The following is a 24014-nucleotide window of genomic DNA, read 5'->3' as shown; positions in this document are numbered from 1 at the left end:
CAGGACGAATGGCAGGGCCGTCTCTCGAGCAATGGATTTTAGATCTCGGTTTGCAGCAAATAGACGATCCCCTGATTGGCAAATCGATCTATCGCAAGCCATTCGCCGGTCAGGTTGTTCTCAGCGCCGAACTTGAAGGGCAAATCAGCATCGGCCTCCGGCAAGCCCGCGACAGGCGGCGATTGGCTCGGAAGAAACTGGCGACCATGCTTGGTCTTAGCGAGCGGGTTTATGAGCGCTATGAAAATAACGTTTCCCGGCTCACCGTTAGCAGACTCGTCCATCTCTGTGAGGTCCTCGGCGCGAGTCCGGAAGAAATGCTGTCGCCGGCCGCTCCCCATCTGTGGGGCAAGACCGATACTGCAGCGGCCCTTCTGTTGGCCTCGATCGAAAAGCTTCGGACCTTCGACGAGGAAACGTTGCGTGCCGTTCTCAGCCTGCTTAGTCGCGTAGAGTCCCAAACGAACATCAATAGCACCAGCAACGACGGCGATAACGATGGCGCGGCGCCAGCCGCGCCATACGTTTCAGCAGGTGCAGAAATACGAGAAGGGCATCAATCGGGTGGGAGCGAGCCGCCTTCAACTGATCGCAATTGCCCTGCAAGTCCCGGTTTCGTACTTTTTCGATGAGATGCCCGATGACGCCGGCGAGATCAGCGCTGATCCAAAAGTTCGCCTCCACGCGGAAATCATGAAGTTCGCCACCAGCGGTGAAGGGATTGAACTCATTCGGACGTTCACTCGCATTGAGGATGCCACGGTTCGGAAACGGGCTCTTGGGGTCTTGAAGGCCCTTGGCGAAGGAACGGAATGAATAGATCAGCCCCTTGCCTTGGCGACTCCGCGCAGAGTTCCGAATCCAGGTTTGTATAATTCTACAATTGCGGGGCGCTCCAAGGGCTGATCTTATCTCGACATGGACACGAAACTTGCGGATTTGAAACTCAAGCCATGGCTCCTCGCTGAGCTAAACCAGCTCGGATATGAGGTGGTTGGAGACATGCAACACCTGTCTACAGTCGAGATTCTGCGGATACCTGGCATGGGCGGACTGGCCTGGCGGAAGATCGCAAAAGCGATGGGGCGGGACCCATTTCCTGACCTGAAAAAAGCGCTGGGCAGCTCAGTAGTGCTGCCGAGTTGTGACGCATTTATCTCGGTAGTCCTACAGCCAGAGCCTTAGCGGAGGATTCCGCCGCGTCCCGCGAACGCCCCCCCTATTTTACCTGTACGCTCTGTGTCGCCACTATTTTCCTATGAGGAAAATAGCCTAACAGCTTCATAGTATGTCTTATAAATTTTTTAAAGCGCGTAAGGCTTGACTAAAAGAGAATAAGGCTATAATCTCTCCAAACTAAGGTGTTGGTTGTAAAAAGGAGATTTGAATGAACAAAACGATTGAAGACACAATGGTTTCTGGTCTTAGAGACATTTATAAGCGCGATAACAACGCAAGGGCCATGTTAGATTCATTTGCTGCGCGCAAAAAGGCCGTTTCGGAATCGTATGCCGATCGTATAGCCTTCTTGGTGAAGCTTTCCTACTCCGAGGTCATTCGGATCTTCAAAGAGCTGGAAGGAATTGGCTGCGGCGAGTTTAAGAACGGGAGAAAGGGATATAAGACGCGCATGGAATGGAGCCATAGCCTGATCTCTCTCGGTGAGGTTGCCAAGGGTGAGGCAGTTAGCGTTGAGGCGATCAATCCGGATGATCTGGATGCAGAGGACGACGCCGACGTCCCTGGTGAAGTGAGTGAGCAGGCCGAAGGCTTTATTCAGCACCCCTTCCAGCTCCGGCCTGACCAATCGGTCACGCTTTCGCTGCCTGCCGATCTGACAATGAAGGAGGCGCAGCGGCTCGCGGCTTTTATCCAGACGATCCCATTCGAGTGAGAGAAAAACCCCGTGCAAACGCAGGGGTTTTAAGCGGGACGCACTGGACGCGATCGCGCGCGAAATGACTTGCGAGTCGTACCCCACGGACACGCTCAGTCGACCGAACCTAATCCATTACGGCACGGCCCGGAGCCTATCCGTCACGTCCATCACACCGGCAACTTCCCAGACGCCATCCCTTGCCAGAAATTTGTGGCTGTTGGTGTGTGCGATATAGACGGCCTTTTCCTTGACCGTGGCCGCCGGAATCAGCGCTGCCCTGACGATCTGGTAATCATCGTCGAATAGAACGACGGCGAGGATGTCGAAACCATTCAGGTCGCGGATCGCGGAGAGCTGCCGGGATTTGTTTGCGCTGATGGATACGGCGGCCTTTCACCTGGTATCTGATTCCAGCACCGTCGAGGGCGTCATACCCCTTGACTGAATTCGCGGCCTGCTGCCAGCCGAAAGCGGCGCAGAAGAGGTATTCGGCCAGGTCCCCGGTCGGGTTGTTGGCGCTCCTGAGGACATTCCGGCCGCGCAGCTCTTCCATGATAGCCGCGTGCATCGTCAACAGCTCGGCCGTCGTCTTTCCCTCGAATTCCATTCGCTCCCTCTCCGTCGCCTTGACACCCTGCCCGGATGCGAACAAATGTGGAACGATGAAACATCGTCGCGGCATTGAAATAGGTCGCCCGAGCAGGGATGCGATCACGTATATCGGGCTTGTCCAGGACCCGCTAGGTACGGCTATCGATGATCTTTCGCAGTGGAATACCCTGGGCGGTAGCTGCCCCTCATGCGAGCGGGAAGGGTGGATCGACCGATACGAGCTGCGACGAAAATGGGGCAATGCCATGCTCCATTCTTTGCAACCCCGCCTGAGGTGCTTGGGCTGCGGCAACAAACAGGGAAATCGTTGGATTTTAGGTCAGCTACCGCGCTGATCTCGTGCCAACGCTTTTTCCGGGGTCTCCATAATCCGTTGGTCGATTTTCCCAGTTACGTGTTGCTGGCCGGACTTGCCAGCCACACCTCGTTCGCAGCTTGATCTACCGCCTTCCGAAGCGTGGTTCGGCTTTCCTCAGGAAACAGCGTTTCCGCCAATGTCAATCTTTTGGCGGCGCTGATCTTTGATGCGACAAAACGCGGATCAGCGAGCAGCTTTTTCACGATGGGAGCGAGCCGCTTCTTTTCCTCGGTTTCACGGCTCTTGGCGTCGGCCTCCTGAAGGCGAGCGAAGGCATCGGCTTCGGCCTGCTGTCGAGCCTCCGCCAGCTCGTCGGCCTCGATGTCGAATTCATCGAACCAGTCCGCTGTCTCGACGATCCCATGCAGTACACCGTCTGCCACGAGGCCAAGGACCAGCCGAGCAGATTGACCGTCCTTCGCCTTCCATTTCGACGCCAGCTTCTTGAGATCGCGGTCCAGCTCTTGTTCGAAGTGCGATTCGACGTCCTCCGTGGCCTCGAATTTCGTCAGCACCATGTAAATCAACTTGGGGCGAAGGTGTTTGACGAGGGACGGGAAGGTATCGCCATCGACGGCGACCGCTGGAAGATTTTCGCTTGCGAGGATGGTTTCCAGGATCATCGCGCCGCACTCTTCAGCTGCTTTGCGGACTTCCTGTGCCATTCGGTCGAGATCGGCGCTTTCGGTCATATTTCCCCTTCCTAATTCCCATTCAGGCGTCAGCACCGGCTCACTCCGAGATCACAGTCACCCATTGTCCGAGATCGGCCTTTTCCTCCGGAGACCCATAACGCAGTCGGTTCATGAGGGTATGGACGGCCATCAGCGCCATGGCGGCTGACTTGCCTTTCACCTGGTAGGTCGAGCCGTCAGCCGTAAACGTTGCTCGATGCGGGCCAAATTCGAGGCAGATAGTCCCGTAAATGTCCGGGTGCGAAACGATGATCAAGTGCTCAACGCCTTTGACCGATGTCGTCCACGCATTGTCGACGCCTCGCTCCTGCACCTTGTCGAAGCTTTCTGTCATCGATGTGGGCGGCCACAGGTCGAAGGACATCAGAGCCTGCACTTTGCGGTCGAGGAAGCGACCAGGCGTTCCGGACGCAAGGTCAGACATGATCTCATCATAAGTCACCTTACGCGGACGACGATTTTCCGGCTTGCGGTGTTCGGCTATGAGCAGCCGCCCTTCCTCGTTTTCCGCATCCGCCTTATTGGCGCGGATATGCAGGCCGAAAGATCGATAGATGTTTCCCTTGAGTGACCGCTTCATGTTCCCTCGTTTTCGCCTAGCCGGTAAACCTCGGCATTGTCTTGCACTTCTCGCAAACCTTTGTAGGACGGGTGGCGCAACTTGTTATCCGAGGTCCAGGCGCTGTATTCAATCGCCGCGATGAGCGTCGGCTGAATCCATATCACCTTGCGCTTGCCTGAATATGGAACCGGCGGCTGCTTTCGCTTCCAAGGCAGCTTGTCCATAGAGGTCCGCAGAGCGAGCGACGCCCGCTCTTTGAATCCAGTTCCTACGCTGCCCACGTAGCGCAGATCGTCGCCGCGATAGGCCGCAAGCTGGAGAGAGCGGAAGCCTCCAAAAGAGCCCACGGAGGGCTCATACCCAACGATGAGGAATGCTTCGCTCTGGACGCATTTGCATTTGATCCAGTCGCCCGTTTTGCCTGATCGGTATACGCTGTCGCGTTTCTTCCCTACGATCCCTTCCAGTCCGAGCCTGCAGGCGTGATCCAGAAGGTCAACAGGATCGGCGTCGATCTCTTCGGAAAGTCGGATAGCGCCTTCCTTGCCCTGCAGCAGGTCTTCGAGCAGATGGCGGCGAGCGTGGTATTCGAGCCCTCGCAGATCGTGGCCATCGAAATAGAGCAGGTCGAAGGTCATCATGATTGCGGGCGATACGAGATTCCCGCTCCGTCGGCCGTCTGCGCCCAGGCTAGATTGCAACAAGTTGAAATCCGAGCGGCCCTGATCATCGAACATGCAGGCCTCGCCATCAAGGATCATAGACGCCGGTCCCAACTCCTTGGCAGTGTCCACGATGGCCGGGAAGCGATGCGACCAGTCGTATCCGCCTCTCGTTAGAACACGTATTCGACCGGCCTCGACGTGGACGTGAATTCGATACCCGTCCCATTTGACTTCCCAAGCGTACCCTTCTGCCGGTGGACGTTGCTTCAGCAAAGCCAGGGCGGGTTCCACTCGATCCGGCATGGGATCGAAGGGCAGGGCGGGTTGCGCCGGGTTCCGTTTCCGGACACGGCGACTTTGGAGCTGGCCGCTCTCATCGGTGAGGAGCGGTTTCGAGCGAGGCGGACGCGGGACTTTTGCCATACCGTCTATTTCAACAGCATTTGCTTAAAGTATCCATATGAAAGTCCGCGGCCTAAACGGACGCGCGACGCCCAGCTCATGTTCGCCGGGCCTTGTCAGTACACGATAGAAACCGCTTCAAGCTCAGACCGGCCAACAAAATGTAGGGTGGCATGGCGAGTGAATAGTGACCACAGTTTAATTCCAAGATATTTGGCCTAGCTCCGACGTCCTTCAGCCTCTGTATGAACCTCTCCGACAGCTCTGGCAGCACCACTTTATCTCTCTTCGCTATCACAACGTGAAGATCGAGATCCGGTCGCGCCAGACGATGCGCGTAATTCTCCAGGTTAAGCGGCCCCCAAGCCCTTCGGAGACCGGTAAGATCAATTTCAGCCTCAAGGCTGTCGCGTATCGCTCGTGTCGCGCGACCCGTCCATACCATATCGGCCAGACTCCCCGCCGTCAGAAATAACGAGACTTTTGACACAGCTGGGTCGAGCGCTGCGATCGATCCAGCGACCCAGGAACCCAAGCTCATACCGAGAACCGAAATGTCTCGATAGCCTTCGCCCTTTAACCAACGAATGACCTTTCGCCCATCCAATACGGCCTGCCTTACGGATTGGATCGTTCGACCAAGGTTGGCGCTAAGCATGTAATCGGCGTGCAGGGAACCAGGACGGCTGCGCTCGAAGTGATAGGGCATAGCAATCTCGACGACCGTGATGCCGTTCCTCGAGAAAAAGCTGGCAATCTGTCGATTTCGGGACCTCGCATTCCAGTGGTGAAAAATCACCAATGCCTGATCAAACGACCCGCTTTCTGTGATTTTCGCCCAGACGACATCGTTCTCCTCAATGTCAGTTGAGATGCCCGATGAAAATTTCAGCCACCCGTCTTGCCTTTGAAAGCCTTGATCGCTCCCACTCGGCTCATCGAAGAAGGCTGGATCAGCCACTGCATGATCCGCAAGAACACAAAACTCCTCGAGACTTGTTATCTTCTTGGCGCCTGGAAAGGCGCGTTCCGCGTCAAGGACGACGGCCGTTCTCTCCTTCCCCTCTTCGCCGCGCCGCGCCCGCCGCTCATCCCAACGATCAAGCCAACTATGATACACTCTGATTTCCTACCTCACTCGTTCGCTATGCCCGAACCCTGGATCACAGAGGCCGTATATCCCGAGCAGCGTTCCGATGCCCAAGAGGATCGAAAAGCCAGCAAATGCACCGATCAGGAGGTAGGCAGCAACGAGCAACCCTACAACCGCCGACATCTTCCACAAAAGCATAGGATATCGACGGCCCGCGCTTAAACGGATGGTAGCAATGAGAAAGACAACACAGGTTGAAATAGCGACAAGAAGGCTGCTGTAGTGTGTCGGCATTCTATAGCTGAACCCGTTGCTAACATCTTTATGCTCATACAGCGCTGATGACATATCGCCGAGCAACCAGTCCACGATGTTCTCTCCATTCGATGTCAGGTAAGAGCTTTGGGCCTTCATGCATATGGCGACCAAAACACCCAAAACAGTGCACCGAAAAATTCCGCGCATCACCCTGAGGCCAAGTTCATCGAGCTCGTGTCGAGATTCCACCTCCGGTCGGGTCTTCGCTGTCTCTCCAGTTTTCCAAAGATCATGGACCACCGTGTGAAGCAAAATGAGACCAGCGAAGAACAGGTAAAAGCACAGGCACATGTATAGATATGCGAGAGCCGTGAACACAATCGACATTGGCACCGATATAACTTCAGGGCGCACAATAGCCAACGTGCCCCAACTCGTCGCGTAGTCATCACCACCGTTGATCAATGGGATCAAGCACACGCCGATCCACTGAAAAAGACCGGCGAACAATACACAAATCAAGAAAACCGCCCAATATGTATACGAAGAAGCTTCGACGTTTCGCGCCCAAGCATTTTCGCTTTTCATACGGGTGCCCTGGGCCATAAGCTTTAAGCGCGCTTCGTATTTCCAGAAGACCAACAGCTCTGTTACGATCGCAAGAAACAGTGGTAGAAGCACCATGAAGAGGAATGTCCAATTCGGTGCCCAAAGAAACCCAACCTGCTTCACGACGCCATCCGCCCGGACGTAAGTGGCGCTGTGAATACCCGTGATGTACGACAAAAAGCCAAGAGCGGTGGCACCGGCAAATACCGACGCCGGCAAATTCAAGGGAGATCCGCGGGTAAAAAGCGCTTCCGATCTCATTGCCAAACTGAAACGCCGATTCGGCCACTTGGCATCACTCTCTATGGCCAGCTCTGCCCGGGACTCTGTGTCATCCTCCACGGTTGCAGTCCATGACATTTCTGGAACCGCGAGCGCAGCGCCGGCCCCTGATTTCTTCAAATCTCGTCTCTTGGCCGTTAACCGAGATTGCGCCGCACCAAGCTCCATCTGCCATTCGCTGGTTGCCACCGGATCATCGCACCCAAAAATCCTTGCCAGCCAACGAATGTTGGCAGTGCTAATCCCCTTCTCGTTTTCTTGAAACCAAAGCTGCACCGTTCGAAGATCGACCCCAATCCGGTTGGAATCTATATGTGAAATCGCCTCTGCAAGAAGCTCGGGCGTCCATGGCCCTGCAGGAAAACCATCGCTGCCCAATGGTCGCCCTGCTCCCGCCACGGCTAATCGCTTGAATAATTCTTTGAAATCGCTCCCGTCCTTCGGCGGAGGGAGAAAAAACTTTCCATTTTTTAACAAGGGCTTGCGAGCTCTGGTTTCGTTTGGTTTCGTTTGATTTCTTACCCTATCGTGCCTTCGTCCTCAATCAATGCGTTTAAATGCAACGTAGTGGCGCCTTCAAATTGGTGCGGACAACAGGTGGGTTTTGGGATGTTAATTTCGGATTCGCTTCGGTCCCGTAGTAGGGGATACTTTTCTTCAGGCTTTTGCACGGCTTTGACTGGTATTTCTAATGTGGAAATCGTGAGGCCTTCGGGTGGGACCGGACACAAAGAAGAGAATAGCGCGGAAACTGCGGTTTCCCTTGGTGAGTTGATGGATCGGCATATCGCGGCGCAAATGGCGGCTGCGGATGCCATTCGCGTATTGGATGAACGCAGGACAGTTGGTGGCGTTGCGAGCGTCGCCGATGCAAAAGGACTGTTGGACGTCGCGCGAGACGAAGAAGTTGGCCGGCTGGCGATCGTCAATTACTTGCCGCGGACCAATCGGGAATCAAGGCAAAAGCTCACCTATATGGCGGCTTACCTGATCGCCACACGGGGCACTCTGAACGCCAATGAGATGAATTCCGTCTTGGAAGACCCTCGCGATTGGCTCGCATCGGTCTCCTGAGTCCCCTTCTTATGCCGACTGCACAATGATGTGCTCAGACCACAGTGCTGCCGACTTTATCGGCGGTGGCGAAGCGAGCGTTTTGGGCCGCGGCAGCGGCGACGGAAACCGACGCTACCACGGCCTAAGTGCCAAGCTTCATTGAGCTTCGACACACCCCTCATTGTGCCAGGCCACCCGTTCATCCGCTGGTTGGATGTCGATCGGCGAGGCGCTGCAGGCGGGGCAGTGCCAAAGGTTTTTGGAGATCTGTGTCCCGGTAATTACCTGATCGCAATGGAAGCAGAACCACCGATCGGAACATGACTCGAATAACGGGTGCTGCACTTTTCCATTGGCGTCAGGCACCGTTGATCGGCGGGGCCAGTCCGATGCAATCCGGGCGCGCACCTGCTCAGCGCGGATCTGGGCTACCCTGAGGGCCTTTTCTACAAAGCCCTCGTTCAGGATTGGGTTCGACTTAATCCGCCTATCGGTAACACTGGTTTCGGGTGTCGCTGACGGCGCCTCGGGAACAACTACCCGCCATCCGCGGCCTTGCATGAACACATCGTCACAGTCGACGCTGAGACTAAATTTGTGGCCATCGAGTTCGCCCAGTATCTCGTCGGCCGAGAAGGGGTCAGCGGGATCTCTGGCGATCGAGGCAACTATCGTAGTACCTGGCACGGAGCAAAGTGCGTCCAAACCCGCGGTGGCAGATTCTTGGGCTTTTAGAGGGTTCACGGCGTCGACGATCGCCCTTATTACGTCGATCTGCGCCAAACTCGGTCGCCACCCCTTCTTGTGAGCTGACGTTAGAGCGTTCCAGTGTGGATAGCCCATTTGCTGGGCAGTCTCGTCGAGAGCAACGAATTGCTTAATACGTCGCGCGCGTGCGAGCTTCTTCGAAAGGGCCCTGATGAAGTCGAGGGATTCTGCCGTAGCCATGATCCAATTCCTGAAAGACACGGATCCGACCATGTGCCCACTGCTAGTCAAATCCGCCCAATCGGGACCGGTTCAAAGTTGACCAGAATCGACGCACTGTCATTGCTTCGCATGGGTGGGCACACCGGCCTGTGCGCTAAGGCCACTGCTACTGTGAGCAAATGCGAATGCCCAGTCAAGCCTCCTTGATGCGTCTCAAGCAGACGTAAGAACGTCCGTGACTGTCCTTAACCCGCTCTCGCGCGAGCTTGCCCGCAATCCTGCAGACAATGCCTCGTCGCATAACCCGAGTTTCAGATTTCATAGCATCAGTCGGGCAACTGTCGTAGTGGTGTCGTGTTGCGGCATCGGGACAGAAGCTATGGTGGCCTTAAATCACACAATCGAAAGGCTTCCTTACATGACAATCAACGCGACGAGGCTGGATCCGAAAGTTCTCGGATTCTGGGTTAAATGCATCCGCGAAACGTTTAATTGGTCACAGGAGGCCGTCGCGGAAAACGCCGGTCTGGACGTAAGAACGATCCAGCGCGTGGAAGCCGGCAACGCAGCCAGCGTTACTACCCGTCGGGCACTTGCGCGCGGCCTTGGTTATGAGAACCCCGACATATTCGATACCCCCGACTTCATTACGTCGGTCCATAAGATCCTCGGAGAGATAAACGGCACGAGCCCGGAGTCGATGGAGAAACAGTTTCCGGATCATATGCGCCTGCCTGTAACCCGTGTCCAAAGCGGCGATGCCCTCGGGCTCGCAGACATCTCGACGGGGTTGTTGCTCCATATGGAGGACGAGCTGAGCCAAGACGCCAAGCAGACGGCAGCGGCGCTCTTCGATTATCTCAGAGATGTTCAGGATATCCGTCACGAAGCTTCATTTGCCGACAAGTTAGCCTTCAACAATGAGATGGGTGTCATGCTGACTGAACTCGAGGCAAATGGCGCCATCGCGTATTCGGCTCTTCGTCAGACTAAGATCGTCGGGCAGAACTGGGAAGACAAGACACCTATGCCGTTCACGGCTGTACGACGGCTCTCATACTGAGCGATTGCAGCTGATTCTCGCGAAGGTATACACCCCTTAAAGCAGGCCAACCTCCTCTTGATAAGGGGTGCCCATGAAGACAGCATCAAGGACTTGCCTCAGGAACTCCCTGATTAGCGGTCGCTGAACGCCATCCCTGCCCGGGCAAAGGTCAAATGCCCCAACGCTAGGAAATAGATACTCGGGGCTTCCGGTGAAGGCTGATGGGTGCCGCACAAAGAGGTTCTTTCGCTTACCGGCAAGCCTGGTTGACGTTCCATCTCCAGGAAAGAGGATATAGGCACCGCGACTGCTGAGAATTCCATCCCGGTAGGTATGCATCTTGAAAAGGTCGTCCTGCCGGTGGACACGGGCGAGTTCCTTTTCATAGTCGGCATCCTCAACTTCATCAGGCAATTCCTCGATCGCGGACAGCGCCCCGAGATCCACAGAGTCGAGCCGGTATTTGGCGTCAAAATGGAGCCAATGCCTCTGCGAGATACCTTCCCCCTCGACAATGATCTCGATGCTGTAGTCAGGGTCGAACTTGGCTGTATAGCTGCCGTACCATATCGAGAGATCACGAGTCGGACGCGGGAAAGTACGGTTGTAGAACAGGTTCATTTCGAGGGAGCGGGTTGCGTCCCGTCGATACAGGTAGCTGACCCGGCTGCGCTTGCCCCGGAGAAGGCGCACCTGTAAACCGCCGTCTGCTGTATCGATTAGCGATCCGTCGCTCGGCAATTCCGCTTCCGCAAGTTCTGCCAAAGTGCGCCGCAGAAGGAAGAAACACCAGTATTCATACAGCTCGCTCACAGGACGGATGTCGCCGATCAATCCGTCCGCCAGGTGCTCCGCACGCTTCCAAGGCAGCTCAAGGCTCATCCTCAAGGAAAGATCGAGCTTTAGAATTTCACGATACCCTCGACGCTTCTGAAGTACCTGCGAATTCGAGGGAAAGCTTCGGAAATTGCCTATCCTTCGCCACTGCCCGGAAGACATCTCTTCATCGAGGGTATGTATCCAGTCTTCAACTTCGCGGAGAGAAGCGGTTCTTCCGTTGCGCGACAGGCTGCCTGCGAGCCGCTGGGCGATAAGCTGTAGCTCCTCAAGAAAGAATTTGACGTAACGGTTCTCTGCAGTGTCAATGGTTTCCCGTGCTTCAATCACCGGGAATTCGCGGGGGCTGTATCCCCGGAAAAGCTGAGCAAGGGGCCCGCCTTTCACAACAACGGATGGCTCGAATTCCTCGATAAAAGCCGGAATATCGGGTTCCTGCACAGACCCGATATCCTCTGTCCCCCGCCACTGATCCAAGCGGGTATGAAAGGAGCGCCGGATCTCATCCAGTGCAACCGGAAGGTTCCGTTCTGCCATCGTATGACGCAGTTGAAACAGAAGCGCCGCTTCCGTTTCCGGCGTCACGTCCGCCAGATTGAACGATGCGCTCACGGGGCTATCGTATTGAAGGAGGAGCTCGGAGAACTCCTCCGCTACCTCGTCCAGCAAAGCCCGAAACTCGTCAAGATATCCAATTTTGCGACAAACGACCTCGGCGATCAGCGGCACATTTTCCGCTAGGCTTAGGTCCAGGATGCCTGCATGGCTCCGTAGCCTCAGCAACCCCGAAATCGTTGTGCTTCCGTCGGCATTTTCCCGCCATCGGCGAGGCGGATCGCTTCTAAAAACTGTCGCCAGCCTTTCTCTGAACGGCCAACCTTTCGGGCGTGGGCTATTCGTCAGAAGCTCGCCCATGGTTTTCGGGAGCGTCACATCGATGAGATATTCGGTGTTCTCTCTGAGCTGAAACCGCTCAAACAGGACAGGAGTATCCCCCCGCCAGCATATTGGCGGGATGCCCCGCGCGGCATGGTCGTCGGGATCGACTTCTTCCTCCGCAAAAACGAGGAGCGGTACGTCGGGAAGGTCAGGAATCTCCCGGCCGCGCCCTTTCGACCATTCTATTTCGAGATGGGTTTTGGGTCCCCATGAGAAGCGAACTCTGTGGAGAGGAACGGTCATTGCGTCAGCTTACGAACGACACATAACCGGTCGCATGCAAACGATCATGCATGGCATCCAACTTTCGCCGGGAGCGAGGGAGTTGATCGGCCGCACCAGCGATCGTCAGCTTTTGCGCAGCGGGTATCTCTACCTTAGTCCCAAGCCCCAACGTGTAGCTGGCGCTGGGGGTCGAGCTTGCATCATTGCCCGCGTAGAACGCCGAGAGCGCACGCAGACTGTCACCCAAGGTACGCCGATTTCCATGAATCTTGGGCAGAACTTTTTGCAAGAGTGCTTGGTCCAGTGCATTCTGCCAGCTGGCCAGAACCGTCGCCTTATCGGCGCCACCTGCCAGGCGGTTAGTCATCCACTCTGCAATGTAGATGAATACCTCCTTAGAGATTCGATAACCGAATGAAAAACCAACGGGCGAAATAAGGTCATAAGTTCCGTCAAGAGCTACCACCAGACCGTCGCGAACAGGCTCCAGTTCGGCTGCTGTGAACCCTGCATGTGTTAAGTTATCCAAGATCGTGGCGGGATTACTCACCGCATATTTTTGGGTTTCGCGCGCCTCGATACCCCGTTTCAATGCAATGTCAGCTTGACCGACGTTGATGGTACCGCCCGGTTCGGTTCGGCTCGCAGCGAGGAGGTAGCCGCTGGGACGCTCCGCATCCAACTCAATCACATGCGCGCGGTCCAAAACCTTCGGGGAAAACATATAGGTTGTTTCGTCAACGTTGACGGTTCCAACAAAGAACAGGTTCGCCGGCAGTATAAAATCTCGCCCCTCTGCGAGCATGGCTGTCGCTGCTGCCGCTTCTCGACAGCCCGGGCTATCCGCTTCTAGGACTGCGGCGATGAGCTTCAGATCGTCCGTGCCGATAAGCGAAATACCGCTCTCTGCATCTAGAATGCTGGCGGCCTCAATTAGCGACAGAAAGGGCGCGAAGTACCGCTCCACATGGGACAGATTCATCTCGTCGAAGATGAGGAAATGCGGAATGTCTGCCGCGTCTGAATGACTGGCACGAAGGATAAGCCGGATAGTGTCCGTAATCTCGTAGCTCTCGTGCGACGATGTGCCGTCCGGAAGCTTCCGCTCCTTCCCGAACGGGGTGCGAAAACCGAGAAGCCGTTTCGGTGAAGTCCAGTCCGGTCCCACAGCGACTAACTCGAAAATCGAACCTTCAACTTGGCCAGCATAGTGGCGCTGCAAGCCCTCGGCGAGTTTGAGCGCCGCGCGGGATTTGCCTGTGCCAGAAGGGCCGGTGAGAATCGCAAAATTCTTGGCTGCGAGCGCGGCGACAAGTCCGAACGAAACCTCTGATAGGTTTTCCTCCTTGGTCTCGCCTGCAGCCAGCGTTTTGGCGGGCAGGTAGTCCTGCGGGCTGGGTGGAGCCGTTACAAAGGGACCTCCATCATCTGTGCCACTGGCGTCCACAGCACTATCGAAAACCGCGCTAATCTCGCCGGATGTGAGGCCCACTTTGGCTACGAATTCATCCGTCAAACGCTTTAGGCGATCGGCGTCGGTCGAAAGTTCGACAAGCAAGGGATCGAGTTCTTGGCCCCGCCAGAAACAAACGGCTGCCTCCGTAAGGTTCGGCAGAAGCTTCCGCTTGTCCGTGGATAGCACCAGCTTGGGAAGCCGCGCATCGTATCCCGGGGCAAGACTGGCCTTGCGAGGCTTTTCGTCGCTGAGGTCAATTATTCCCCGCCACGGGGTACCGGATATCGTCGAGTTCGTGCCGTTAGAACGGTAGCGTTGTGGCCTATAGCCAGTTTTCCCAGCTTCCAGCAGCGCGAGGGGGTTGAAGTAGTAATGATCGTCATCTCCCAGGCCGGCCGCGCCAATCTCCTCCAGCGCCTGGATAAAGGCCGGCTCTGACTCGGCGATCGCAACACTACTGGCGCCCTTTATGGCAAGCGTGCGTTTAACGATCATAAAGTCAAACAGGGGCGTTCTCTTGGCGCGTGAATCACCAAGTTGCTGGATCGCTTTTTCAATCCTTTTTGCTGAAAGGTAAGTCGCCACTAGATCGCTCCGCACTCTAACTTCTCAAGATTTTTCACCATCATCTTGCAGAAGTCTTTTTTGATATCGATTCCAATGGCCCGGAATCCATTCTTTCGTGCGAAGACGAGGCTCGTGCCACTCCCTGCAAAAGGATCGAGAACGACTCCTCTTGAAGGTGTAGTCGTGAGAATCGGAATGCGGACGAGCTCTTCTGAGAAACGGGCTTTGTGGCCGTGGTGTAGTCCACGAACTGGCGGTACTTCCCACGTATCCAGCGGCGGCAGCACCGAGCCAGAGTCGGTCACACGGCCTACGGGTTCCTTGTTGAAGTAGTACCAACGTTCTTTAACGATGTGGAAAACGTACTCGTGCGAAATCGAGCACCGATCCCGCACCTGATCGGGGATTGGGTTTGGTTTCAGCCATACGTTATCGTTGCGGACCGTCCATCCGTTGTCCTGCATCGCGATCGCGAAGCGATGCGGTATCAGCAGCAGCTGCTTTGGTATGCACCATTTGCCGTCACCTTTTTTGTCCTGCGGACGGATGCCGAAGCGGCGGGCGTTTTGTTTCGCCTCTCCGCTTTTATGCTCCCCCTTCCCGCTCCAATAGGTATCGCCGATGTTGACCCACATGCTGCCGTTGGGTGCTAAGATCGGGTCGCACCCGTCAAGTGTGGCGACAAGCTTTTCGATGAAGGCCGAGGGGTGCTCCTCCAAGCCTATTTGCCCGTCAACGCCATAGTCGCGCTGTCCGTAGAACGGTGGTGAAGTAACAATGCAGTTCACCATCATTCCCGTCTGCGCCAGCAGCTCAAGCGCATCGGATACATCCATGTTCAGAATTATCGTCTGTTCGTCTGCGTAAAACGCCTTGCGTTGTAGTATCGGAGATAGAAAAATTTCGTCGTCAATGACGCTTGGGTTCATAGCCGCATTGGCTTTGGTTTGCGGCCTCTGGCTGGACGACCCCGCTGCCTTTGCTCGTTTGTTCAGGCTTACGTCCATGCCAGCTACGACTTTTAGCGCCGTTTTACCCATTTCGATCCCCGCTTTGTATTTGCACGTTAGTATTTCAAAAGCCTACGCAGGCTTTTTGTCTTCCGAGTTTGTATTTGTACTGGCTTCGATGAAGCGGGATCTAAATTCCCTCGTGAGGGTTTCAGAGTTACTTCTGTTTTGTTCATTGCACTGGAAATTCTGGACGACTTTAACGCTTGTGAATTTTAGTTTTGCCTGCGAGATATCGTATTCAGTTTGCATTCTCATCAAGTATTCCATGTCGGCCCCGAAAGCTTTTTCGAGGCGAATAGCCATTTCCGGCGAGAGCGCCGCCTGTTCATTCAGGAACCGGGAAAGCGCGACCCGGTGGATCCCCAAAGCAAAAGCCGCGTCTTTCACCGACAGCCCACGCGGCCCGATGATCTTGAAGCGCACGAATTGGCCTGGATGAGGCGGTGTTTTCATAGACGGACGTCTGGTGGTGTTCATGGTGGTGGGCCACTATCGAATCATTGCCTCGAGCCTAGATGCCCGTCCTTAGCGTGTAAAGTTACGCGCTACGAATCACCCCAAGGTTATCCTCAACGGACGTGGGTGGTAGCCGACCTTGGCCTTGTGTTCACGCCATCGGAGATATTGTGCCGGCATAGGCTCAATAAAATAGGCCACTAAAGCCTGTTGAAATAGGATCGCTCTTTCAAATTTTGAGCTAGGCCAGTAAGCTAAGCGCTGAGCCGTCCTGGAGGGGAAATGCGCATTGCTCGTGTTTATCTGCGTGTCAGCACGCAAGGGCAGGATCTCGATCGTCAGGAATCGATCATCGTTGAGGCGAGGGAAGCCGGATACTATATCGCCGGCGTCTACCGCGAGAAAGCATCCGGTGCTCGCGCCGATCGGCCGGAGCTGTTACGGCTGATCTCCGACCTTCAGCCGGGCGAGGTTGTCGTTGCGGAGAAGATTGACCGTCAGCCGTCTGCCTTTGCCTGAAGCTGAAAAGCTTATCGCAGCAATTCGCGATAAGGGTGCGCGCCTTGCCGTCCCCGGTATCGTGGATCTGAGCGACTTAGCGGCAAGTGCCGATGGCGTCGCGAAGATCGTGCTCGAGTCGATCCAAGGGATGCTTCTGAAGCTCGCGCTGCAAATGGCTCGGGATGATTTCGAGGATCGCCGAGAGCGCCAGCGGCAGGGCATCGAACTGGCAAAGGCGAGCGGGAAGTATGCCGGACGCCAAGCTGACCTGGTGACACACGAACGCATTATTGCCTTCCGGTCTGGCGGCAACAGTATCAGCAGGACTGCGAAACTTACTGGATGTAGCGAGGCACAGGTGAAACGCATTTGGGCGCGACATCAGCACGACATAGCGAAGCAAGAAACCTTGTCGCAAAAGTTGACTTCTGCGACGGTGCAAAGTTCGATTGCAAAACCGTCGCTTTGATCGGGATTATCGCGACAGAAATTCAAAACGAATTGCCATGAAGAACCTATTTGTTGTCACGCATACTCAGTCTATCCATCACGTCGAAAGCAAGGTTGGAGGCTGGTACGATACTGGCCTGACCGCGCAAGGTGAAGCTGACGCGGGAGTCACAGCTGATCAGTTGGCCGCAACAATCGGTGACACTCCCGTGGAAATTTTCAGCTCCGATCTATTACGGGCTTCGCAAACTGCCGCAATTATCGCTGACCGCTTTCTCTGCCCGATCGAAACCACCAGCGATCTCCGGGAACTCAGCTATGGTTCTGCTGGTGGCATGCCGCAAGCATGGCTCGATGCACGCCAGATCCCAGCTCCCGACTACGATAGGATGGACCATCGAGGCGGAATCGAGGACGGTGAGACCAGACGTGAAATCGCAGAGCGGGTCTATCGATCCATAGATCGCATTGCATCACGCCCCTGCGAAACCCAGATCATCGTCACTCATGGTTTTGCGCTCACCTTCGTCATCGCGGCCTGGATCATGATGCCGATCGAAGCTGTTGGCTTTGTCAGCTTTCCGGCAAAATCGGGCAGCATCACCCACCTTCGGCAGGAGGATTATTGGCGGAGCCGTGCAGTCCTCCGCTTGGCGGATGCATCCCACTTGGAGAACTAGATTCATGGCCGATATTCCCATCCGCTCCTTTGCTGTGTCGGTCGTCCTGATCCGCGAAGTTGGCTCTCGATGCGAAGTACTGCTTCTGCGTCGATGGTTGGTGAATGGTGCCAGATAGCTGGCGGCATCGAAGACGGTGAAAAGGCATGGGAAGCGGCGTTGCGTGAAGTTCGCGAAGAAACGGGTCTGACCTGTGGCCGCCTGTATTCCGCAGATATATGCGAGCAATTCTATGAGGCCGATCGTGATGCCATCAGCATGCTACCGGTCTTCGTGGATGCAGATGCGGCGGTGATGATCAACCACGAGCACAGCGAATTTCGATGGGTGTCGTTCGAGGCGGCCTTGGCGATGGTGCCATTTGCAGGACAGCGCCATGTGCTGAAGCACGTAGAGGCGGAATTTGTGCAGCGAGATCCGGTTCGGCATCTGCTAATTGAAGCCGCTTCCCCAAAAGCCTGATCGACAAGGATACGTGCGATGCCTCGATACGTGGCTTTAAGCGAAGCGGCGGCGAAACTGGCAAGAGCCAATCGAGTTCTCGTAATCGGTTGCTCTGGAGGGGGAAAGACGACTTTTTCCCAGAAGATCGCCAATTCGTTTAATCTGGAATTCCAATCACTCGATCGCGATGTAAGATGGTTGCCGGGCTGGAAAGAGCGTGACCGTCAGGAGCAAAGGACTCTCATCGCTGAAATGACCCGGCGCAGCCGATGGGTCATGGACGGCAGCGGCGCATCGTCTTTCGATCTCAGATTAGCGCACACTGATCTGGTTCTGTGGGTGCGTGTTCCCCGGCGTGTCGCCTTGTTTGGACTGGCAAGACGCGTTGGCCGCTTCTATGGTTCGGTGCGACCAGCCATGGCGCCGGGTTGCCCTGAACGGCTGCCAAACCGGGAGTTCCTTTCCTATATCTGGAATTTCGAGAAGAAATACGCACCGATCTTCATCCAATCTATCGATCGGCATGGGCCAAATGTCCCGGTGGCAGTGCTCCGTTCCCACCGGGAAATGGCCCGGCTGTTACAGATGTCATCAGATTTCTGACTTTTCAGTCGATTAAGGCTGATCCCGCATGGAGGGGCATTTTGATTGAGAAAGCCTTGGTCTACGGCACCACGTCTCGTGGTCTTTTGGTGTTCGATGAACCGGATTTTCCTGAAGTTCCCATACAAGTGCCGGGAGGCACAGTTGAAGTGGGGGAACAGATGATTGATGCCGCCCGCCGTGGATTCGGCGAGGAAACCGGGCTGTTGGACCGAACGGGGTTTCGGCTCCTGGGCGACAGCTATCGCACTTTCGAGCGAGACGGGCTGCATCATGATCTCCACCGCACCTACTTTCATTTGCCGCTTGAAGAAGATCTCCCGGATGGCTGGCACCATTTTGAGACTACGCCGTCGGGTGGTGGCGCGCCGGCACTGTAAAGTTATCAGCGGATTGATGCAGCGATAGCTGGCCGGGACGGCTGTCAGGCTGCGGCGACACACGCGATTTTGTTCCAGATTTGCATGGCGGCGTTACGCAGGTCTCGATGTTGAGCCGATGACAGCGTATTGCGGGGAAAGTGGAACAGGTTGGCAATCGGATCATGGATGGAAACGAACCGCTGAAGCTGGCGTGCCGACTTGAAGCGTTTCATGATCCTTTCGCGTCGTCGGGTCGGCTGGTGCGAATTTTCCGCTCGATTATTGAGGCCTTTGTGCGACCGGTGTTCGACACCGGGCATGAGGTCGCGCCTGGCGGCATCATAGGACCGGAGCTTGTCGGTGATCATGACCCGTGGTGTCCGCCCTTGAGCCTTCAGCAACTTGCGCATCAGGCGCTTTGCCGCCTTGGCATTTCGGCGGCTTTGCACCAGCACTTCGAGGACGAAGCCGTCCTGATCGATGGCACGCCAGAGCCACTGCTTCTTGCCATTGATGGCCACCACACGGCGAGTGGCGCGGGGGAGTTTCACCCCCACGCTCTCTCAGAACCGGACGTGATACTCTCGCATCATCCGGCTCCCATTGTTCGACCGTATCCATGAAGCAGAGGCCAATGGGCGAACAACCGAGGTTGGCGCTGCGCGATGCGCAAAAGCCAATGTCGGGATCGCCGCTTGTGCCTACGCAAGGACTTGTACTTTCCCGTAGCCCATCGAGCCAAGTATCGTTCGATGCTCCAGAGCGTAGGTTGGAGAGCTGAAGGACAGAACCGACCATAGTAATTGATCCAGCCGCGGATGTATGAGTTGAACATCCGTGCCAGATCATCGAGAGCCTTGTCACTGCGAAGGTGCAAGGACCAACTACGGATCGTGCCCCGGATCGCCTTGAGCGCCGTTGGACTGGCAGCGGGACTGAATGAGACACTCATGCCCCCGGCCTTCTTGCTCACCAGTCTCGGCTGGAAAGTGTAGCCGAGAAAGTCGAACTTGTAGACCGGGTGAGTACCTCGCCGACTTTCATCCTTACAGTAGACGATTTTAGTCTTGTCAGGATGAAGCGTCAGCCCGCAGTCAGTAAAACGCGCGTCCAGAGCTTTCTGAAGCGCCATCGCCTGGTCCTCGGTCCGACAATGACAGATCGCGTCGTCAGCATAGCGCTCAAACGGAATGTCCGGGAAATTCCGACACATCCACATGTCAAACGCATAGTGAAGAAAGAGGTTTGCCAAGAGGGGGCTGATCACTCCCTGAACGCAAAAGGTAACTTTTGTCGTCCGTCGGCAATGTGCCACTTGAGTGCGGCTCGCTGCCGCTGGGTGGCATTTTGGGATGTGACGGGATCGAATGCCGGATCATGATGGTATCGTTGTCGACCAATACTTCCTTGACCAGGAGTCGGACGATTTTCTGGCGCTCGGTAATGTCCAGCGATCCCGCCGACTCGCGCAGCCGCTGAAGGAAGGCGGTCAAGGTTTCGGCCAAGCGTAGGAACGACATCCGGTCGGCGGCTTGATCGACGATCGCCTGCAGTTCGGCGTGCATGGATTGCTCGCGGGCACGAAGTTCCGGCATCCGGCGGCGTAGTTCGTCGAGGGATACGAGATCCTCTTGATAGGCCGTGAGCAGGCGCTCCTTGCTTTTCCCTATCCGTGTCAGTTCGCGTTCGAGTGCTTCCTGGCGCCGCTTCGTCGGTTCGGCCGCACGGGCGGCATCAAGGCGCCGGTCGAGTTCGACCTGGATGAGTGTCGGGTCTTCAATCAGGCGGATGACTTCCTGCCACACGATCTGATCGAGCAGATCCTGGCGGATCGGCTTGCTGTCGCACACCGCCCCGCAAAGATGGCGCCATGCGTCCGAGCCAAGGCAGCGGTAGTAGTGGATTTTGCGCGCCGAACTGCGAGTCGACGTCCGTGACAACGCATAGCCGCATTTACGACAAGAGACCAATCCCTGGACGATGCTGGGCTCGATGGTCCGGCGGGGCGCGAAGCGCTTGTTATCAGCCAGGCGCTCTGCCGCCAGCGTGAATGTCTCGTCACTGACGATCGCCGGGACCGGTATCTCAATCCATTCATCGCGCGGCCGTTCGTGACCACTGCTCTTTTCCCCATGGACCGCCCGCCCTGACAAGCGGAAAGGCTTCGTCACCTTCTGTCTCGCCCCGACCTGTGTCTTGTTAAAGCAGGCTGTACCCTTGTAGGCCGGGTTGCGCAGGATCGCCCAAACGACCGAGCGCTCCCAGCGGGTCACCCGTCGGCGCGTGGGCAGCCCCATCTCGCGCAACAGCCGGGCGATCGCGCCGATGCTCAGGCCGTCCACCGTATATTTCTCGTATTCAGCGGTGTCGATCTCGTAACGTGCCGGCGCATCGCTGGTCTTGCGAATGTAGCGATAACCATAGGGCGCGCCGCACAGCACAGAGACTTCCCCGGCCTTGGCGCGGTGGCGCTTGCCACGGCGGGATCGTTCGAGAATCTGTGCCCGCTCGTACTCGGCGATCATGCCCTGGAATTGCAGCATCAACTGATCTTCCGGCGTGTCCGAATGTGGTGCCTTCAGGAAGATCGTCTCCACGCCATGACGGGCAAACTCCTCGGTCAGCAGGACCTGATAGGCATATTTGCGACTCAGCCGGTCCGGCGCGTAGATCAGGATGGCCTGAAGTGACCCTCTGCAGCCAGATCGCGCATTCGCTCCAGACCAGGCCGTAACAGGCTGGCGCCACTGAAGCCCTCATCCTCGATCACCCACTCATCGGGGACGCTGTATCCCTGCTCGTGCGCGAACTCGACCAGCGCTGCTGTCTGGCTGGCGATCGTGTTCTCCTCCTTTTGTTGTTCGGAGGATACCCTGGCGTAGATCGCGGCGACCTTCATCGTTATTCCCCCTCACGCACGGCTCTGTGCCGATGGCACGCACCTGCTCTGGGACCAAAATCCCGTAGACCTGCTCCAGTTTGACGGCATGGAGACGATCGAAGCTATGCTCGAACTCGACGCTGCGATCATGGCCGCGCCGGTCAGCCATGGCCGCCAGCTTCGCCGAGAAACGCTCGCAGCGCCCGACTCACCATATCGCTGATGGTTGTCCCTTCCGCCGCCGCCCGAGCCCGGACAGCATCGACCAAACTCGGCGGAAGCTTGAACGTCACCGCCGTCACCGGCTCGACAACCGGCACCGGGCGGCCGATCGACTGCGCCTCCTCGATGTACCGATAGGCTTGACGCCGGGATAATGCGAATTGACGCGACAAGGACAAGGCAGCCTCCGTCACACTCAGCCCACGCGCGAGCAACCCATGGGCCGTATTGAGGCGTTCCGCTTTTTGCGCATCGGTTGATCGCGGCATGCGTCATATGAATATTACCTTTTGAGACGCAGATCAAGTACAGAACGAGAACGATCGAGTGGAATTGTCCGCTCGAACGTAAAGTTACCTTTTGCGTTCAGGGAGTGATCACCCCGCCCTGTGGCGTTCCCCGTTCTCTGGCGACGAGACTTCCGTCCGGCATCTGCACTGGCGCTTCTAGCCATCGCTCGATGTAGAGAAGCGCCCACGGGCAATCGGTGTGCTTGCGCACAGCCCGCATCAGCAGGTCCGGATCGATGCTATCGAAGAAAGCCTTGATATCGAGATCAAGAACCCAGTTGTAACGCCAGCATCGCTGCCGGGCCACGCCGATCGCATCGAGTGCCGATTTGCCGGGCCGATACCCATAGGAATCCGGATGGAATTTAGGCTCCACCGTCGGTTCCAGATGGCGTTTGACCACCATCTGCGCAATGCGATCGGCGACTGTGGGTATGCCCAGCGGACGCGTCTTCCCATCGCTCTTGGGTATATCGACCCGCAGCACCGGCGGCGGAAAGTAGCTGCCCGACGTCAGCCGATTCCAGAGCTTGTACAGGTTGTTCGTAAGATCAGCCTCAAAGTCCGCAATCGTCTGGCCGTCAATGCCAGCCGCTCCTTGGTTGGCTCTAACCCTCTTATAGGCTTCCCACACCTCCCTTTTCGGAATCGCATACGGCTTTGCTCTATCCACGAGGATCCTCCCGTCGCCGGTTGTCCTCACTCAAGAGCTGAACAACGCAACCCCTTCGCTCCAGCCCCATTACAGGGCCTTCAACGCTACTACGGGCTGCTCCGTCCCTGTGCCCCGCTTCGGTAATCTCACCCTCACAGGGACCGCCTGCTTGGGTTTCTCCCTTAACATCGGAGCGACAGGTTCCCACGTTCCACACGAAAGCCTGGTTAAGAGTCACGCCGCCTTCATGCCGGATGCCGCCTGGGCAGAAATCAGGTCGCCCCCCAGACTCGTCCCGGGCTAACGAATTCCTCCCGGTTTCGACATCATCTTGCACTTTTCGACACGTCATCAGCGGTTCGCTTGCGCTCGTCTCTCTAAACCTCACCTGACGGATTGAGATCCGCCTTTTCTGCAACGCTCACCACCACGGCTCTTTACCGTCGCAGCTTGCAGTGGTTTGAAACCTACCCCTGACGGTCGGTTTCGAGGGGCCATACCCTCATCTTCCGTGCAGCTCGGCTCCCACACTGCTGTGGGTACCTCGCGGCACACCCTCGTCGACGTGCCACTTGTCGCGAGGCGCAGGCCGATCTCGCCGAACACAATCTGCAAAATGCCGCCCGAAACGATTGACCCAAAGCCGGATTGCTTCCCGGCTGACAATGACACCGCGTTCGGCGAGCAGGTCTTCCACATCGGCGGTGCTGAGCGCAGCCCACACCGCATAGGCAATGATTTCACGGGCAAAGCGAAAGCCTTTCAGGCGCGGCATTTGATATGGGGTATTCATCCAGCTCGAATAGCCCACGCAGAAAGGTCAAACAACTTGGCAATACCCACCCGCGGCTCCGTCCGCAGATGCGGCGACCTTTGAGCGGCAACTGAGCGAGATCGCCAATTCAGGGGGAGGTGGTGGAGCAATGCCGGCCGCCTCGGCGCTCCAGCCGGCTCAGTCAACTGGGATTTCGAAAGGGCAGAAGAAGC

22 protein-coding genes and 7 pseudogenes are annotated in these 24014 nt (G+C 56.4%); 10 read left to right on the top strand and 19 right to left on the bottom strand.

Features of this window, described 5'->3' with window-relative positions:
- Nucleotides 1-38 precede the first annotated feature (38 nt).
- Nucleotides 39-284, bottom strand: coding sequence for a hypothetical protein (locus ISN39_RS37355; protein ID WP_246763606.1), 246 nt, complete (start codon nucleotides 282-284; stop codon nucleotides 39-41).
- Here ISN39_RS37355 and ISN39_RS33765 point away from each other — a divergent pair.
- The 3 genes and pseudogenes from ISN39_RS33765 to ISN39_RS33760 all read left to right on the top strand — a co-directional run bounded on the left by ISN39_RS33765 (nucleotide 207) and on the right by ISN39_RS33760 (nucleotide 1894).
- Complete coding sequence (locus ISN39_RS33765; RefSeq protein WP_246763605.1) at nucleotides 207-632, top strand: helix-turn-helix transcriptional regulator; 426 nt, start codon at nucleotides 207-209, stop codon at nucleotides 630-632. The two genes, ISN39_RS37355 and ISN39_RS33765, sit on opposite strands and share 78 nt — an antisense overlap.
- Before the next feature lie 286 nt (nucleotides 633-918).
- Nucleotides 919-1113, top strand: a pseudogene (locus ISN39_RS37350) (hypothetical protein); the annotation flags it as partial.
- 274 nt (nucleotides 1114-1387) lie between these two features.
- The gene (locus tag ISN39_RS33760) at nucleotides 1388-1894 is read left to right on the top strand and encodes a hypothetical protein (protein ID WP_194732306.1); all 507 of its coding nucleotides are present in this window, start codon (nucleotides 1388-1390) and stop codon (nucleotides 1892-1894) included.
- Nucleotides 1895-2171: 277 nt separating this feature from the next.
- Here ISN39_RS33760 and ISN39_RS33755 read toward each other — a convergent pair whose 3' ends face one another.
- The 6 genes and pseudogenes from ISN39_RS33755 to ISN39_RS33730 form a co-directional block, all read right to left on the bottom strand.
- Nucleotides 2172-2486 carry a hypothetical protein gene (locus ISN39_RS33755; protein WP_246763593.1) on the bottom strand — a complete coding sequence of 105 codons (315 nt, stop codon included), beginning with the start codon at nucleotides 2484-2486 and terminating at the stop codon, nucleotides 2172-2174.
- Between the two features lie 395 nt (nucleotides 2487-2881).
- Nucleotides 2882-3541, bottom strand: a complete 660-nt coding sequence (locus ISN39_RS33750) for a hypothetical protein (RefSeq protein ID WP_194732305.1) — start codon at nucleotides 3539-3541, stop codon at nucleotides 2882-2884.
- Between the two features lie 40 nt (nucleotides 3542-3581).
- Nucleotides 3582-4124, bottom strand: coding sequence for a hypothetical protein (locus tag ISN39_RS33745; RefSeq protein WP_194732304.1), 543 nt, complete (start codon nucleotides 4122-4124; stop codon nucleotides 3582-3584).
- Nucleotides 4121-5194, bottom strand: a complete 1074-nt coding sequence (ligD, locus tag ISN39_RS33740) for a non-homologous end-joining DNA ligase (RefSeq protein WP_194732303.1) — start codon at nucleotides 5192-5194, stop codon at nucleotides 4121-4123. Before ligD ends, ISN39_RS33745 begins: the two co-directional genes overlap by 4 nt.
- 76 nt (nucleotides 5195-5270) lie before the next feature.
- Nucleotides 5271-6293 carry a dienelactone hydrolase-related enzyme gene (locus tag ISN39_RS33735; protein ID WP_194732302.1) on the bottom strand — a complete coding sequence of 341 codons (1023 nt, stop codon included), beginning with the start codon at nucleotides 6291-6293 and terminating at the stop codon, nucleotides 5271-5273.
- A pseudogene (locus ISN39_RS33730) lies at nucleotides 6283-7892 on the bottom strand (hypothetical protein). The gene ISN39_RS33735 and the pseudogene ISN39_RS33730 overlap by 11 nt, the downstream one beginning before the upstream one ends.
- A gap of 297 nt (nucleotides 7893-8189) precedes the next feature.
- Here ISN39_RS33730 and ISN39_RS33725 point away from each other — a divergent pair.
- A complete protein-coding gene (locus ISN39_RS33725; RefSeq protein WP_194732339.1) occupies nucleotides 8190-8489 on the top strand; it encodes a hypothetical protein in 300 nt (99 codons plus the stop codon).
- A 138-nt stretch (nucleotides 8490-8627) separates the two neighbouring features.
- Here ISN39_RS33725 and ISN39_RS33720 read toward each other — a convergent pair whose 3' ends face one another.
- The gene (locus ISN39_RS33720) at nucleotides 8628-9419 is read right to left on the bottom strand and encodes a hypothetical protein (RefSeq protein ID WP_194732300.1); all 792 of its coding nucleotides are present in this window, start codon (nucleotides 9417-9419) and stop codon (nucleotides 8628-8630) included.
- 400 nt (nucleotides 9420-9819) lie between these two features.
- On the opposite strand from ISN39_RS33720, the gene ISN39_RS33715 reads away from it, so the two are divergent.
- Nucleotides 9820-10464, top strand: coding sequence for a helix-turn-helix transcriptional regulator (locus ISN39_RS33715; RefSeq protein ID WP_194732299.1), 645 nt, complete (start codon nucleotides 9820-9822; stop codon nucleotides 10462-10464).
- Between the two features lie 36 nt (nucleotides 10465-10500).
- Here the strand turns inward: ISN39_RS33715 and ISN39_RS33710 are convergent, their stop codons facing one another.
- From ISN39_RS33710 to ISN39_RS38280, 4 genes are read right to left on the bottom strand one after another with little or no spacing between them, the layout of a single operon-like run.
- Nucleotides 10501-12465 carry a DUF2357 domain-containing protein gene (locus tag ISN39_RS33710; RefSeq protein WP_194732298.1) on the bottom strand — a complete coding sequence of 655 codons (1965 nt, stop codon included), beginning with the start codon at nucleotides 12463-12465 and terminating at the stop codon, nucleotides 10501-10503.
- A 4-nt stretch (nucleotides 12466-12469) separates the two neighbouring features.
- Nucleotides 12470-14488 carry a DNA methyltransferase gene (locus tag ISN39_RS33705; protein WP_194732297.1) on the bottom strand — a complete coding sequence of 673 codons (2019 nt, stop codon included), beginning with the start codon at nucleotides 14486-14488 and terminating at the stop codon, nucleotides 12470-12472.
- Nucleotides 14488-15510: a site-specific DNA-methyltransferase gene (locus ISN39_RS33700; protein WP_348652034.1), complete on the bottom strand. Its 1023-nt coding sequence runs from the start codon at nucleotides 15508-15510 to the stop codon at nucleotides 14488-14490. Before ISN39_RS33700 ends, ISN39_RS33705 begins: the two co-directional genes overlap by 1 nt.
- Before the next feature lie 42 nt (nucleotides 15511-15552).
- The gene (locus tag ISN39_RS38280; RefSeq protein WP_348652033.1) at nucleotides 15553-15960 is read right to left on the bottom strand and encodes a HigA family addiction module antitoxin; all 408 of its coding nucleotides are present in this window, start codon (nucleotides 15958-15960) and stop codon (nucleotides 15553-15555) included.
- 261 nt (nucleotides 15961-16221) lie between these two features.
- Here ISN39_RS38280 and ISN39_RS33690 point away from each other — a divergent pair.
- From ISN39_RS33690 to ISN39_RS33670, 5 genes and pseudogenes are all read left to right on the top strand, one after another.
- Nucleotides 16222-16909: pseudogene (locus tag ISN39_RS33690) on the top strand (recombinase family protein).
- A 37-nt stretch (nucleotides 16910-16946) separates the two neighbouring features.
- A complete protein-coding gene (locus ISN39_RS33685) occupies nucleotides 16947-17570 on the top strand; it encodes a histidine phosphatase family protein (protein WP_194732296.1) in 624 nt (207 codons plus the stop codon).
- A gap of 4 nt (nucleotides 17571-17574) precedes the next feature.
- Nucleotides 17575-18032: pseudogene (locus ISN39_RS33680) on the top strand (NUDIX domain-containing protein).
- An 18-nt stretch (nucleotides 18033-18050) separates the two neighbouring features.
- Complete coding sequence (locus ISN39_RS33675) at nucleotides 18051-18617, top strand: AAA family ATPase (RefSeq protein WP_194732295.1); 567 nt, start codon at nucleotides 18051-18053, stop codon at nucleotides 18615-18617.
- A 41-nt stretch (nucleotides 18618-18658) separates the two neighbouring features.
- Entirely contained in the window at nucleotides 18659-18997 is a 339-nt protein-coding gene (locus tag ISN39_RS33670) for an NUDIX domain-containing protein (RefSeq protein WP_246763592.1), read from the top strand.
- A 44-nt stretch (nucleotides 18998-19041) separates the two neighbouring features.
- Here the strand turns inward: ISN39_RS33670 and ISN39_RS33665 are convergent.
- The 7 genes and pseudogenes from ISN39_RS33665 to ISN39_RS33640 form a co-directional block, all read right to left on the bottom strand.
- Nucleotides 19042-19503: pseudogene (locus ISN39_RS33665) on the bottom strand (IS6 family transposase); the annotation flags it as partial.
- Nucleotides 19504-19568: 65 nt separating this feature from the next.
- A complete protein-coding gene (locus ISN39_RS33660; protein ID WP_246763591.1) occupies nucleotides 19569-20246 on the bottom strand; it encodes a group II intron maturase-specific domain-containing protein in 678 nt (225 codons plus the stop codon).
- Nucleotides 20200-21606 (bottom strand): recombinase family protein, encoded by a 1407-nt coding sequence (locus ISN39_RS37345; protein WP_281438352.1) that lies wholly within the window; start codon nucleotides 21604-21606, stop codon nucleotides 20200-20202. Before ISN39_RS37345 ends, ISN39_RS33660 begins: the two co-directional genes overlap by 47 nt.
- Before the next feature lie 44 nt (nucleotides 21607-21650).
- Nucleotides 21651-21878 (bottom strand): recombinase family protein, encoded by a 228-nt coding sequence (locus ISN39_RS37780; protein ID WP_281438350.1) that lies wholly within the window; start codon nucleotides 21876-21878, stop codon nucleotides 21651-21653.
- Nucleotides 21879-22021: 143 nt separating this feature from the next.
- Entirely contained in the window at nucleotides 22022-22261 is a 240-nt protein-coding gene (locus ISN39_RS33650) for a ribbon-helix-helix protein, CopG family (RefSeq protein WP_246763590.1), read from the bottom strand.
- Between the two features lie 190 nt (nucleotides 22262-22451).
- Nucleotides 22452-23045, bottom strand: a pseudogene (locus tag ISN39_RS33645) (reverse transcriptase domain-containing protein); the annotation flags it as partial.
- A gap of 538 nt (nucleotides 23046-23583) precedes the next feature.
- Nucleotides 23584-23820: pseudogene (locus tag ISN39_RS33640) on the bottom strand (IS6 family transposase); the annotation flags it as partial.
- Between the last annotated feature and the right edge of the window lie 194 nt (nucleotides 23821-24014).

Origin of the sequence: Rhizobium sp. 007 (assembly GCF_015353075.1) — a bacterium.
GTDB lineage: Bacteria > Pseudomonadota > Alphaproteobacteria > Rhizobiales > Rhizobiaceae > Rhizobium.
Note: the sequence above shows the minus strand (reverse complement) of the source record. Positions and strands in the feature narration are given on the sequence as shown.

Coding starts and splice junctions, on each gene's coding strand:
- ISN39_RS33765 (WP_246763605.1), top strand. CDS start 207: ATGCTTGGTCTTAGCGAGCGGGTTTATGAGCGCTATGAAAATAACGTT.
- ISN39_RS37355 (WP_246763606.1), bottom strand. CDS start 284: ATGGACGAGTCTGCTAACGGTGAGCCGGGAAACGTTATTTTCATAGCG.
- ISN39_RS33760 (WP_194732306.1), top strand. CDS start 1,388: ATGAACAAAACGATTGAAGACACAATGGTTTCTGGTCTTAGAGACATT.
- ISN39_RS33755 (WP_246763593.1), bottom strand. CDS start 2,486: ATGGAATTCGAGGGAAAGACGACGGCCGAGCTGTTGACGATGCACGCG.
- ISN39_RS33750 (WP_194732305.1), bottom strand. CDS start 3,541: ATGACCGAAAGCGCCGATCTCGACCGAATGGCACAGGAAGTCCGCAAA.
- ISN39_RS33745 (WP_194732304.1), bottom strand. CDS start 4,124: ATGAAGCGGTCACTCAAGGGAAACATCTATCGATCTTTCGGCCTGCAT.
- ligD (WP_194732303.1), bottom strand. CDS start 5,194: ATGGCAAAAGTCCCGCGTCCGCCTCGCTCGAAACCGCTCCTCACCGAT.
- ISN39_RS33725 (WP_194732339.1), top strand. CDS start 8,190: ATGGATCGGCATATCGCGGCGCAAATGGCGGCTGCGGATGCCATTCGC.
- ISN39_RS33720 (WP_194732300.1), bottom strand. CDS start 9,419: ATGGCTACGGCAGAATCCCTCGACTTCATCAGGGCCCTTTCGAAGAAG.
- ISN39_RS33715 (WP_194732299.1), top strand. CDS start 9,820: ATGACAATCAACGCGACGAGGCTGGATCCGAAAGTTCTCGGATTCTGG.
- ISN39_RS33710 (WP_194732298.1), bottom strand. CDS start 12,465: ATGACCGTTCCTCTCCACAGAGTTCGCTTCTCATGGGGACCCAAAACC.
- ISN39_RS33700 (WP_348652034.1), bottom strand. CDS start 15,510: ATGGGTAAAACGGCGCTAAAAGTCGTAGCTGGCATGGACGTAAGCCTG.
- ISN39_RS38280 (WP_348652033.1), bottom strand. CDS start 15,960: ATGAACACCACCAGACGTCCGTCTATGAAAACACCGCCTCATCCAGGC.
- ISN39_RS33685 (WP_194732296.1), top strand. CDS start 16,947: ATGAAGAACCTATTTGTTGTCACGCATACTCAGTCTATCCATCACGTC.
- ISN39_RS33675 (WP_194732295.1), top strand. CDS start 18,051: ATGCCTCGATACGTGGCTTTAAGCGAAGCGGCGGCGAAACTGGCAAGA.
- ISN39_RS37780 (WP_281438350.1), bottom strand. CDS start 21,878: ATGAAGGTCGCCGCGATCTACGCCAGGGTATCCTCCGAACAACAAAAG.